We start from the raw sequence: 12255 nt of genomic DNA, 5'->3' as shown, positions 1-12255 counted from the left end.
CGCAATTGGGTCCTGCGCGGCAGATGTCTGTGAACCCCGCCAGGTCCGTGAGGAAGCAACGGTAAATGGACCTCTCTGGGCGTCGCAGGGTTGCCTGATTGCGCTGAGCGGCAGGGCCGGGCGAAAGCCGGTTTTCTGTCTGTCTGACGCTTCCTGGCCTCCGCCTCAGTCAGAGAGAGGCCTTTCCGTCTCACTTCAGACCCGGCGGCACAGCACGCATTGCTCCGCGGCACGCTGTTCCTGCCGGCATGGCGCGACGCGCTTGCAGGTCCGTACGGTACAACAGGCCAGTTCACGGTCGCCTGGTTGACCCGGTCACCTGGCTCCCCACCACCATCGCCAGGCCGCCAGCGGCCAGCTCTGCCCCTGTTCCCACGCCGCACCTGGCCGTCCGCCAGCCAGCAGCCAGCCAGGAGAGAAGAGTGCATCCCTATGAGTTCACAGGCTCTTTATCGCAAGTGGCGTTCGCAGACCTTTGAGCAGATGGTCGGCCAGGAGGCCGTTGTCGAGACGCTCAAGCACGCGCTCAGCAGCGGCAAGCTGGCCCACGCCTACCTGTTTACCGGCCCGCGCGGCACTGGCAAAACGACAACCGCCCGCCTGCTTGCGAAGACGATCAATTGCCAGCAGCCACGCAACGGCGAGCCTTGCAATGAGTGCCAGCAGTGCCGCGAGATTACCGCCGGTACCTCCTTCGATGTGATCGAGATCGATGCCGCCTCCAACCGTGGCATCGATAACATCCGCGAGCTGCGCGAGAAGGTGATGGTGCGCCCCACCTCCGGCAAATATAAGGTCTACGTCCTCGACGAGGCCCATATGCTGACCACGGAAGCCTTTAACGCGCTCCTGAAGACGCTGGAGGAGCCTCCAGAGCACGCGATCTTTGTGCTGGCAACAACCGATATGCATAAGATGCCAGCGACCGTGATCTCGCGCTGCCAGTGCTTCTATTTCAAGCGCTTTACCACCCGCCAGATCGTGGATCACCTCCACTATATCGCCAGCCAGGAGGGGGTAACGCTGGAGAAAGGAGCGGCCGAGCTGCTGGCCCGCGCCGCGGCTGGCGGGATGCGCGACGCCCTCAGCCTGCTGGACCAGGCTATCGCTTACTCGGGCGAACGGGTAACGCTGGCTCAGGTCCAGGCCATGTTGGGTGTGGCCGATCCGCAGGCGATCGAGAAGCTGGTCCAGGCCGTGGCGGCGGACGAGAGCGCGGCTGGCCTGCACTTGATCCATCAGTTGGCTGAGGATGGGGCCGACCTGCGCCAGGTCAATGCCCAGCTGGTTGAGTACTGGCGCGCTCTCATGTTGGCCCGCGCCGGGGCCTCCCTGCCCGAGATCCTGGACCGCAGCGATGAGGAGATCCGCCAGATCCAGGAGCTGGCCCGGCAGTTCTCCCTGGAAGAGTTGACGGGCTTTGCGCGTATCTGCGCGCAGAACGAGCTGCTGCAGAAGGGCCTGGGAACGCCTCAGTTGGCCCTCGAGCTGGCTTTTCTGGAGTGCCTGGAGCTGCGCCGGCGTGTTCAGGCGGGCGAAATGCCGCTATCGGCGCCAGCGGCAGGCTCGGCCTGGCAGAGTGCCGTCCCATCCGCCGCCCCCTCCGCGGCTCGTCCAGCTTCCGCGCCCACCACACCCGCCACCTCCGGGCCTGGGCGCGGCGAAGAGGAGCGCGCAGAGGCCGGCGCCCTGCGACCGTTTCTCCCGCCGTCGCGCTCGGCGGGGCCAGTCAGCGGACGTTCCCGGCCTGAGCCGGGTCCCTCCACACCATCCGCTTCTGCCGGCGAGACCGCGACGACAGGTCCAGCAGCTCCAGGAGGAACAGCGACGCCCGCTCCCGCCTCTGCTTCGACGAGCGCCGCCAGCCGGACCGCTCCAGGCACGGGCAGCCGCCCAGCTCCGGCAGCCCCCCCCATAGCCGCCTCTTCTTCCACGGGCGGCCTGACTCTGCAGCAAGTGCGGCAGGCCTGGGAGATTATCCGTCGTCGCGTCAGCCAGAAAAATCCCAAAGCCGCCTCCTGCCTTCAGGACTTCCGCGTCGTGACCGTAGAGCACTACGGCGGCCCACCAGTGGTCGTGATCCAGGCCGAGCACCAACCGCACTACAATTTTCTGAACCAGGGGAATCGTCATAAGCCGGTGGAGCAGGCCCTGGAGCTGGAGTTTGGCATCAAATGCCTGGTGCGCCTCTTGCCTCCCGGCCAGCCCTCTGGCACTACCCTTCTTGAGCGCGCCACGCTGCGCCGAGACCCCTCGCTCTCCACGCTCACCGGCACGAACCCCAGCCAGGTGCCCGAGGCGGCCAGCAGCCCAGATAGTCCAGCGGCAGGAAGTGCCGAGGCTTCCCCCCTTGCCAGAAATGGCACGCTGACAGAAAATGATAGGGGGAGCGGCAGGCCCGAGACAGCGGAGCCACCGTCGCCAGGCGCTCAGCCAGAGCCAGCGGCGGACCGGCAGCACGAGCCTCCTGCCTCCAGCCGCTCGACAGCCTTCGCCGAGAAAACGCCTCAGCGGGCAGCTCCGGCGACCGACCAGCCGCGGCCTCAGAGCAATGGCTTTCAGCCCGAACCGGCTGCGCTGCGCGAAAAGGCCAGCAGCGACCCCCGCGTGCAGGAGGTTATCAAAACCTTCAACGCGGAGATCATCGACATCGATATCGACAAAAGCGAGTGAGGAGCTTCTCTTATGATGCGGGAAATCATGAAGGCCCAGCAACGCCTTCAGAAATTGCAGGAGGAACTAGAGCAGAGTCAGTTTAGCGGGAGCGCAGGAGGCGGCGCGATCACCGTTACGATGAAGGGCAACTACGAGATTACCGCCATCAAGATCGACCCCGAGGCGGTCAATCCTGAGGACATCGGCGAGTTGGAGGCGATGCTCCTGGCGGCAGCTAAGGATGCCTTCAGCAAGGTCGCCGAGGCCCAGCAGAAGATGGTAAACAGCATTACAGGCGGCATCAAGATTCCAGGACTGTTCTAGGTCATGAGCGAGCTGGCTCCCCCCGTCGCGGCCCTCATCGAGGAGTTTTCTAAGCTGCCAGGGATCGGCATCAAGACCGCCCAGCGCCTGACCTTCCATGTGCTGCGCAGCCCCACCGATCAGGCGCGCCGACTGGCTGAGGCCATCCTGCGCGTCAAAGAGAGCATCATCTACTGCTCTCACTGCTTCAATATCACAGAGCACGATCCTTGCAGCATCTGCGAAGATCCCCAGCGCGACCGCCACGTCGTCTGCGTGGTCGAAGAGCCACTGGATGTGCTGGCACTGGAGCGCACCGGGGCCTATAAGGGTCTTTACCATGTCCTGCACGGCGCGCTCTCCCCGCTGGAAGGCATCGGGCCCGATAACCTGCGCATCAAAGAGCTGCTCGAACGAGTCAGACACGAGGAGATTCAGGAGGTCGTGCTGGCAACTAATCCCAACTTCGAAGGCGAGTACACGGCCAATTACCTGGTCTCGCGCCTCAAAGAGCTGAAGCCGACCCTGGCACCACGTCAGCTCAGGATCACCAGTCTGGCCCGTGGCTTGCCCATCGGCGGCGACCTGGAATATGCCGATGAGGGCACCCTGCGCCGCTCAATCGAGGGACGCCTCGATCTCGGTGCCTGATTCGATGGAGCGATGGCTGCAATCGCCTTCCCTTCCGCTCGCCTGTTGACTTTCTTTGACAGATGTTCTACACTCATCCTGACTTTGCTCCTTCCGCTCGCCAGGGCCAGGAACCGGCAGAGAAAGGCCACAGCGAGCAAATAGATAGAAGAGCAGAGCAGCGAGAGAGATCGCTCAGGCCGATGAGGGCCGAAGGCCGCCTCTTCCGCTTTCAGACCCTCGCCAGGGAAGATATTCTGTGAGAGCGAGAACAGCAGGAGGTCATCCGATGCTGCCCGCAATTACCTCTCACGTGGCAGGGGCATCGGTCCGCTTGTGGTTGGATATAGCACGAAAGGTGGCACTATGATGACCAGGAAAGAGAAGATGAGCATCGCTTCGGGCACGAATAGTAGCGCCCCGGCCAGTGAGCGGGAGCGCGCGCTTGAACAGGCTGTCCAGCAGATCGAGCGCCGCTTTGGTAAGGGAGCGATTATGCGCCTGGGCGAGGCGGCCCACGCTCAGGTGGAGGCCATCCCGACCGGCTCGATTGCCCTCGATCTGGCCATCGGGGTGGGCGGCGTGCCCCGCGGTCGCATTACGGAGATCTATGGCCCCGAATCTTCGGGAAAGACAACGCTTTGTTTACATATCATCGCCAATGCTCAGCGCGCCGGTGGCTATGCGGCCTTCATCGACGCGGAGCATTCTCTCGACCCCACCTACGCCGCTCGCTGTGGAGTGGATATCGCCAACCTGTTGATCTCTCAGCCGGATTCGGGTGAGCAGGCCCTGGAGATTCTCGATGCCCTGGTGCGCAGCGGGGCCGTGGATGTGGTGGTGGTGGACTCGGTGGCCGCTCTGACCCCCCGCGCCGAGATCGAAGGCGAGATGGGCGATTCCCATGTCGGCCTGCAGGCCCGCCTGATGAGCCAGGCTATGCGGAAGCTGACTTCGGCCATCACAAACTCGAACGCGGCGATTATCTTTACGAACCAGTTGCGCGAGAAGGTGGGGGTGATGTTCGGGAACCCGGAGACGACTTCCGGCGGGCGCGCCCTGAAGTTCTACGCCTCGGTCCGCCTGGATATCCGTTCGACGGATACGATTAAGGTGGGCCAGGAGGTGATCGGTCGCCGAACGCGCGTGCGCGTGGTGAAGAATAAGGTGGCTCCTCCCTTTAAGGTGGCAGAGTTCGATATTATGTATAGCGAGGGTATTTCTCGCGAGGGCGGCTTGCTCGACCTGGGCCTGGAAATGGGCCTGGTGAAGAAGAGCGGCGCCTGGTTCACCGTGGGCGATATCCGCCTCGGTCAGGGACGCGAGAATGCGAAGGAGTTCCTTCGCCAGAATACGGATGTGGCCCAGGCTCTGGAGGAGCAGATTCGGAGCAATATGCTCTCGTTCCGCGGCGGCGAGGCCGAGCCGCTGGAGGATGGTCATGCCGATGAGCCTCCCACGGAGGCCCTCGAGGAGATCTGAGGAGCTGAGCATCGCAGCCATGCCAGGATGAGCCGACGAACGAGGGAGGAAGGGAGACAGGAATGGGCACTCGCCAGGCTGCCTCACCTCTCCCTCCAACCACTCACCTGGTTGGCTCTCTCCTGGCCCAAGCGATCCGCCAGGGCGCGGGTGGCAAGAGAGATCAGGCTGCCCGCGCTTTCTCGCCCTTCTCCCAGCTCCTCGGCTGACCTCTCTCCGCCTGCTGGCCTGCTCCGCTTCTCCCCCTCTCTTGATTGCCGATCCGATCGCCCCAGAAGGTAGGGTTCTTCTGGCGGGGAGAGGAGTCATGGCCTGGCGGCATCTTTGTTTGCCTGCCCCCGCGCCGCAAGCCGGGGAAGAAAGGGCTGGCAAGCCTTGTACGACGTTCGCATAACGAGGAGGCTCTATGGGACAGGTTCGCTTCGATTTCAGCGGCGAGGTGGTCTTGATCACCGGCGGCTCCCGCGGCCTCGGCCTGGAGATCGCTGAGGCTTTCGGTCAGGCCGGCGCCACGGTCATTATTACGGCCCGGCGCGAGCAGTGGCTCGCCGAGGCGGAGCGCCATCTGAAGGAACAGGGGATCACCGTCTCCGCCCAGCTCTGCAATGTGGCCGAGGCGGAGGCCGTTGAGACGCTGGTCCGCCAGAGCCTGGCGCTCTATGGCAAGATCGATGTGCTGGTCAATAACGCCGGCCAGACTTGGGGCGCGCCCGCCGAGGAGATGCCTCTGGAACGCTGGCGCCAGGTGCTCGATACCAACGTGACGGGGACCTTCTTGATGTCTCAGACAGTGGGGCGCCATATGTTGGAGCGCCAGCGGGGGTCGATCATTAATGTGGCCTCGATCGCTGGTCTGAGCGGCGAGCAACTGCGAACGGTGGGCTATAATGCCAGCAAGGCCGCGGTGATCAATCTGACGCGCTCGCTGGCAGTTGAGTGGAGCGGACGCGGGGTGCGTGTGAACGCTGTAGCGCCCGGCATGTTCCGCACGCGCATGACGGAGGCAGTGCTGGAGCGCGCCGAGAGCTTCATCGCGAGTACGACCCCTATGGGGCGCATTGGTCGCCCGGGCGAGCTGGCCCCGGCAGTGCTCTTCCTGGCCTCGGAGGCGGCGAGCTATATCACGGGCCAGGTGCTGGTTGTCGATGGGGGGCGTAGCGCTCAGTGAGCGAGGAGTTGATTCTCCCAACGCTGCGCTGGCTGCCGGAAGCGGGCGGCTGGCAGCCCTTCCGCGGCCTCCAGCCCTGCGAGTGGCCCGCCGAGGTGCGGCCGGAGCGCCTGCCTCGCCCAACCTATGCGGTGGGGACGCGCGTCTATTTCGAGTACGTCGGTCCCCGTCCCTGGGAGGGCCTTATTCAGTTGATTGAGCTGCCCGGGGGCCATTATCAGCCCTGGGAGGATGTCTACGCCCTGATCGCTCGTCGCTACTACCGGCCTGAAGCCATCGTCTATCTGATTCAGGCCCGCGGCCATCTGCGCCTGGTGCGCGCTCCGCGTATCGTGGGCCTCTCAACTGGCAGCGAGCTGCGCCCCTTGCTGGAACACGGCTACGAGGAGTTCTGAGCGGATCGCGTCCGACAGCTACCGACAGCTCAGCTTCTCAAGCCGGCAGCGCGCCTTCGCTCTGCCGGAGCGTCAGGTAGCCCCTAGCGGGCAGCCAGGACTTGCTCTCTGGACTGCCCGCTCGTTTCTCCGCAGGCCCGGCCCCCTCTGAATGGCGAGCGGCTGGTGGAAAAGAGCGCTCCTCAGCTCTCGTGCTCACCCAGCCAACGGCGCACGATGAGAAAGGTGATCAGGGCACTGATGACGGTGACCGCCAGGAACAGGATGACGGTCAGTCGCTGGTCCTGCTGTTGCTCCTCCTCTGGCTGATCGACGATCTCGATGGGGTGGCTGCTGACCTCACCCGTTGTCTGTGACATAACACTGCTCCCTTCTGCTCTACTGTCGTCCCTCCCTTCGCCTGGCCCAGGCCGCGGCGGTGGCCAGAGCGAAAGAAGGGAAATCCCTGCCTGCTCCACCTCAGTCGTTGGGGAGGATGACGAGCTTGCCAAACTGCTGGCGCTCCTCCATGAGACGCTGGGCCTCGACGATAGCGCTCAAAGGATAGGTCCCATGTACGACTGGCCTGAGCTGACCACGCGCCACCAGTTTGAGGACCTCGGCCAGGTCGTGACGGGTGCCTCCATAGGAGCCGATAAGGGCGATCTCTTTGATGAAAAGCAACCAGACATTGGTCTCGGCCACATCGCCGCTGGTTGAGCCACAGGTCACAAGGCGCCCTTTGCGGGCCAGACAGGCGATGTCTTGCTCCCAGGTATCTTTGCCGATGTGGTCGACAACGACGTCTACACCGCGCTTGTTGGTCAGGCGTCGGACCTCTTGCACCAGGTCTGTGCTGCGATAATTGATCACTTCGTCGGCCCCCAGGGCACGCGCCCGCTCTAGCTTTTCGTCCGAGCCGGCGGTGGCGATTACTCGCGCCCCGCAGAGTTTGGCGATCTGAATGGCCGCACTGCCTACGCCGCTGCCAGCGGCCTGGACAAGCACATCCTGACCCGGTTGGAGTGGAGCCCGCGTGGTGAGCATGTGCCAGGCAGTGATGGTCGAGAGGGTCACGGCGGCGGCAGAGACAAAGTCAAGGCCCTCCGGCAAGGGAACAACGCTGGACGCGGGCACGCGCACATACTCCGCAAAGCCCCCCTGACTGGCCAGCCCAATAATGTCGCCGTTGAGACAGAGCACTTCCTCGCCCGAGCGACAATACTCGCAGCGGCCACAAAAGAGGTAGGGTGCAACGGCCACGCGCTGGCCAACGCTCAGCCCGCTGACAGCATCCCCAAGGGCGTCAATCTCTCCGGCAATTTCCGAACCACAAATATGCGGCATGGGCGCCACCCTGGTCCTGCCTCGACGCGAGTGCAGGTCAAGATGGTTGACTCCACAGGCCCGAACTTTGACGATGACGTCCTGGGGACCAGGCACCGGGTAGGGTACGTCTTCGATCTGCAGGACCTCCAGGCCACCGGTTTGGTGAAAGACTGCGGCTTTCATGCTGCCTCCCGTTGGCAAGAGATGGATATCTTCTATGTATGCAAGCTATGATGTATTGTACCTCATTCTCTTGCTCTCGCCCAGATTGTGCGCATCTGGTAATGCTCGCTCTGCCAATCTCAGCGATAGCCTCGGGTCCTCAGCCAGGACGGGGAGCAGCCCGACGTCCTCACAGGCAGGAGAGAGGAGAGGCCCAGGTCCGCAGCAGATGAGCGGATAGGCGCAGCAACCGGGGATGCCCTGGCACGGCGAGCGATCAAGCGAAGAAGAGGCGCGGCCGCCCTATCTGTCGCGCTCTTCCTTCTTCCCTGCAGACCGCGGAGACGAGAGGAAGGAGCACAGAACAGAAGGCAGACACGCGCCTCATAAGGTCTTATGCGCGAAGCGGGACGGAGACGACGAGCCAGGCCAGCCTTAGATGAGTTTCCAACCTGAGACTGCCAGGACTATGGCCAAAACGGGATTGAGCACTTGATCCGGAATAAATTTGCTGAGCTTGCTGCCGATGTAGACGCCGGGCAGTGAGCCTAGCAGGAGCAGACCGACGATGCCCCAGTTGATTGAGCCGGAGCTGAGATAGCCAACCATGCCGGCCACCAACAAAAGGAACGCCTGGAAGATGTCGGTGCCAACCAGCTTTTTGGGTCCCAATTCGGGATAGAGGAAGGCCAGAGTGACGATAATCAAGGTGCCGCTGCCGACAGAGGTGAGACCGACCAGGAAACCGACAAAGGCCCCGGCCAGGATCAGGAGCACCCGCCGGTACCAGGGTGGGTTGCCCCCCGCTGCCTGGCCCTGGCTTTCACTTTCGCCCGCCGCGATGGCCGCCTTCTTGCGCTCCTGCGCCCGCCGCTCCGCATAGCGCAGTAGATAGGGCCGCGCGAGCAGGAGGACGGCCACTAGAACGAGCGTGTAGCCAATGGCATGGAGCAGAATGGTGTTAATCAGATGACCATAGTGGGCGCGAATGTATTGGACAAGAAAGACGCTGACAAGAATGGCTGGCACGCTTCCACAAGCAAGCCAGAGCGCAGCCCGAAAGTCGATCTGACGCTGGCGGGCATGGATAATGGTGCCCAGGCCCTTGGTGATCGCCGAGTAGGTGACGTCCGAGGTCACAGCCCATAACGGGGGAACACGGAAGAGCAAGATCATGATGGGGGCAAGAAGCGATCCTCCCCCCATGCCGGTGAGGCCGATCAGAAAGCCCACCATCAACCCGGCAAGCGATATGCGAAAATCCATCAATGTACCTCCCACACAGGTAACTCAACCAACGCTCGATACCATCGACATGACATCATGGGTCAGGCTAGATAGCCCTGAATGTCCCGTCTGGCCAATCCCTGTCGCGCCCGCCCCCCGTCCCCACTCAGCGCCCCCGTCAGCAAGATCCGGCGCCTGGTCCCCCAGAGCTTTCTTGTAGGGTTGTCACTTTGTCTTCTCTACCGCTCAAGCTGACAGAAGAACGGACCGCCCTCAGCCTTTCCTCGCGCCCGATGAGCAGGGGTAAAGCCAGGGGAAGCAAGGAGAGGAGGGCTAGCTGCAGCAGCGCCTGCTGGCTTCCCGACTGCTCCAGGGGAGCCTGGCCTCGCTGGCGGCGTTGGATCACGATCAGGAGCGCATAAGCCAGCAGCGCTAGCTCGTTGAGGGCGACCCAGAGGAAGAAGCCAGCACCGCCAAGCGCCAGGCAGTGCTCTCCATCCAGGCGCAGCCCAGATAGCTGGCCGACGGCCCGCCAGAGGAGCCAGAGGCCGGCCACAGCGTAGCTGACGCTGGCCAGTGCCAGCTCGGTTAGAATCAGCCGGGATCCATGAACAGCGATCTCCAGCGTCAGAAAGCGCCGCAGCGATGGCAGCCTGTAGCGCTCGCCCTTCTCAGATCTCGCCGCAGGCAGAAGAGCTGACATATCCTTCCTCCTGGCTTCAGGTCCCCAGCCAGTTGATTGTGCCCGCCCGGCCTGACCTGGCTCGCTCCAGCTCAGCCTGGCCCGCCTGGACGGGCAGGGCAGCGCTCTCACTCAAGGCCGGCGCGCTTGCTCCTCGTTCCGTTCGCGCATGGCCTCGATCAGAATACGTGCCACCTCGGGCCGCGAAAATTCGCGCGGCGGCATCTCGCCAGCGCGCAGCATCTGGCGCACTTTGGTGCCGCTGAGGATCACATGCTGGCTGCTGTCGTGAGGACAGGTCTTCGTCGAGGCCATGCCCTCACAGGCCCGGCAATAGAAGGTGTGGTCGAAGAACAGAGGCGTGATGCCGAGCTGCCTGGCATCAAATTCGGCGAAGATATGGTGCGCGTCGTAGGTCCCATAATAATTGCCGACGCCCGCGTGGTCTCGCCCCACAATGAAGTGCGAGCAGCCGTAGTTCTTGCGCAGGATAGCGTGAAAGACAGCCTCGCGCGGGCCGGCATAGCGCATGGCCGCAGGCAGGACTCCGAGAATCACGCGGTCGGCAGGATAATAATGCTCCAGCAGCACCTCGTAGCAGCGCATGCGCACCGCGGCCGGAATGTCATCGTCCTTGGTCACACCGACTAAGGGATGCAGATAGAGGCCGTCGACGATCTCCAGGGCACACTTCTGAATGTATTCGTGGGCCCGATGGACGGGATTGCGCGTCTGGAAGCCGACAACCCGTCGCCAGCCGCGCTCCTGGAAGAGGCGGCGCGCCTGCTGTGGCGTGTAGCGGTAAGCGGCAAAAGACTGCTCAGGCAAAGTCAGCACGCGCACTCGGCCACCAAGAAGGACCTCCCCTTGCTGGTAGAGGGCTTTGACACCAGGATGGGCCTCGTCATCGGTGCGATAGACCTGGCGCGCCTCCCGCCGCTTGTCATAGCGATATTTTTCTTCAAGCGTCAGGATGGCCTGCGGTAGGCCCCGCTCATCCACAAGGGCCACCTCAGTGCCTTCCTTGAGGGTGGCCGCCCGTTCGGCATCGGTCGCCAGGGTAATGGGAATAGTCCAGGGGAGGCCATTGCTGAGGTGCATTTCCTCGACGACACTCCGGTAGTCAGCCTGGGTCATGAAGCCGCTCAGGGGACTGTAGGCCCCCACGGCCAGCATCTCCAGGTCGGCCAGCTCGCGTACCCCAACGGGAACCTGCGGCAGGTGGCGCGCCCGCTCGCTTAGCTCTCGCTGCTCGCTTTCGCTCACAAGATTGATCACCAGCTCGCCCCCATGAGGGGCAATCAATCCAGCTTCTGACATCGGCTTTCTCTCTCTTGCTGCTTGCAGTCTGCTCTGCCAGGACTCTCCTGGCTCTGGTCGTTGCTCTCTCGCTCCCTTCTTTGCCCACGGCTCCCGGCTCCATCCTGGTCCACCGGCATCGGCGCTTCTCTTCGGCCGCTCGCCTTCCAGACCGCCAGGAGCGGGTCAGCCGTGGGTCGCTCTCAGGATCAGGAGGGACGGCTCTCTCCCACCTGTCCCGCGGGGACCGCTTCCTCCAGGAAGTCCGCTTCCAGATAGCCCAGCTCGACCAGCCTGGCAAAGATGCGCGCTACGCTCTGCTCCGGCCTCTCGCGGTCCGTCTCGATAATCAGTTCAGGCCGCTCAGGCTCCTCGTAGGGATCATCGACTCCGGTAAAGTTCTTGATCTTGCCCTCATCGACCAGGCGATAGAGGCCCTTGACATCGCGCGCCCGACAGACCTCCAGCGGACACTTGACGTAGACTTCGACAAAGCGTCCGATCTCACGCCGCGCCCATTCGCGCGCCTCGCGATAGGGCGAAATAGCCGCCGAAATGCAGATCACGCCGTTGCGCGTGAGCAGCTTGCACACAAAGGCGATGCGCTTAATGTTGGTATCGCGGTCCTCCCGACTAAAGCCCAGCCCCTTGCTCAGATGGGTGCGCACCTCATCGCCATCGAGCACCTCGACCTTGCGTCCTCGCGCCCGCAGGCGCTCCTCAACAGCGCGGGCCAGGGTGCTCTTGCCTGCGCCAGAGAGACCGGTAAACCAGAGCGTAAAGCCATGATTGCCGTTCTTTGTCATCAGCCTCTGCTCTCTCCTTTTCCTTGCTTGTTGCTGACAGCTCCGCATGGATCGGGCCGGCCATAGCAGAGCCACCAGGATAGGGGTAGCCAGTCAGTTATCAGTGCTATAGGAAGCCCACCGGCGCCTTGCTGACCA

General features: G+C 63.1%; 12 protein-coding genes and 1 other RNA gene. 7 read left to right on the top strand and 6 right to left on the bottom strand.

The window, feature by feature from the left end; translation table 11 throughout:
- Positions 1–3 precede the first annotated feature (3 nt).
- From ffs to ACFMO7_RS09335, 7 genes are all read left to right on the top strand, one after another.
- Positions 4–103: signal recognition particle sRNA small type (gene ffs, locus ACFMO7_RS09365), an RNA gene on the top strand.
- Positions 104–432: 329 nt separating this feature from the next.
- Positions 433–2673, top strand: a complete 2241-nt coding sequence (dnaX, locus tag ACFMO7_RS09360) for a DNA polymerase III subunit gamma/tau (protein WP_376795218.1) — start codon at positions 433–435, stop codon at positions 2671–2673.
- Between the two features lie 12 nt (positions 2674–2685).
- On the top strand, positions 2686–2979 hold the full coding sequence (locus ACFMO7_RS09355; RefSeq protein ID WP_376795217.1) for a YbaB/EbfC family nucleoid-associated protein: 294 nt from the start codon (positions 2686–2688) through the stop codon (positions 2977–2979).
- Positions 2980–2982: 3 nt separating this feature from the next.
- Positions 2983–3609 (top strand): recombination mediator RecR, encoded by a 627-nt coding sequence (gene recR, locus ACFMO7_RS09350; protein WP_376795216.1) that lies wholly within the window; start codon positions 2983–2985, stop codon positions 3607–3609.
- A 348-nt stretch (positions 3610–3957) separates the two neighbouring features.
- Complete coding sequence (recA, locus tag ACFMO7_RS09345; RefSeq protein ID WP_376795222.1) at positions 3958–5070, top strand: recombinase RecA; 1113 nt, start codon at positions 3958–3960, stop codon at positions 5068–5070.
- Between the two features lie 406 nt (positions 5071–5476).
- Positions 5477–6238: a glucose 1-dehydrogenase gene (locus ACFMO7_RS09340; RefSeq protein WP_376795215.1), complete on the top strand. Its 762-nt coding sequence runs from the start codon at positions 5477–5479 to the stop codon at positions 6236–6238.
- The gene (locus ACFMO7_RS09335) at positions 6235–6633 is read left to right on the top strand and encodes a hypothetical protein (protein ID WP_376795214.1); all 399 of its coding nucleotides are present in this window, start codon (positions 6235–6237) and stop codon (positions 6631–6633) included. The genes ACFMO7_RS09340 and ACFMO7_RS09335 overlap by 4 nt, the downstream gene beginning before the upstream one ends.
- A gap of 182 nt (positions 6634–6815) precedes the next feature.
- Here the strand turns inward: ACFMO7_RS09335 and ACFMO7_RS09330 are convergent, their stop codons facing one another.
- From ACFMO7_RS09330 to cysC, 6 genes are all read right to left on the bottom strand, one after another.
- Entirely contained in the window at positions 6816–6992 is a 177-nt protein-coding gene (locus ACFMO7_RS09330; protein ID WP_376795213.1) for a hypothetical protein, read from the bottom strand.
- A gap of 100 nt (positions 6993–7092) precedes the next feature.
- A complete protein-coding gene (locus ACFMO7_RS09325) occupies positions 7093–8124 on the bottom strand; it encodes a zinc-binding dehydrogenase (RefSeq protein WP_376795212.1) in 1032 nt (343 codons plus the stop codon).
- A gap of 414 nt (positions 8125–8538) precedes the next feature.
- Positions 8539–9369: a sulfite exporter TauE/SafE family protein gene (locus ACFMO7_RS09320; RefSeq protein WP_376795211.1), complete on the bottom strand. Its 831-nt coding sequence runs from the start codon at positions 9367–9369 to the stop codon at positions 8539–8541.
- Positions 9370–9508: 139 nt separating this feature from the next.
- Complete coding sequence (locus ACFMO7_RS09315) at positions 9509–10033, bottom strand: hypothetical protein (RefSeq protein ID WP_376795210.1); 525 nt, start codon at positions 10031–10033, stop codon at positions 9509–9511.
- 111 nt (positions 10034–10144) lie between these two features.
- Positions 10145–11332 carry a sulfate adenylyltransferase gene (gene sat / locus ACFMO7_RS09310; RefSeq protein ID WP_376795209.1) on the bottom strand — a complete coding sequence of 396 codons (1188 nt, stop codon included), beginning with the start codon at positions 11330–11332 and terminating at the stop codon, positions 10145–10147.
- Positions 11333–11520: 188 nt separating this feature from the next.
- Positions 11521–12165 carry an adenylyl-sulfate kinase gene (gene cysC, locus ACFMO7_RS09305; protein WP_376795208.1) on the bottom strand — a complete coding sequence of 215 codons (645 nt, stop codon included), beginning with the start codon at positions 12163–12165 and terminating at the stop codon, positions 11521–11523.
- Positions 12166–12255 lie beyond the last annotated feature (90 nt).

Origin of the sequence: Thermogemmatispora sp., assembly GCF_042408735.1 — a bacterium.
Taxonomy (GTDB): Bacteria; Chloroflexota; Ktedonobacteria; order Ktedonobacterales; family Ktedonobacteraceae; genus Thermogemmatispora.
Note: the sequence above shows the minus strand (reverse complement) of the source record. Positions and strands in the feature narration are given on the sequence as shown.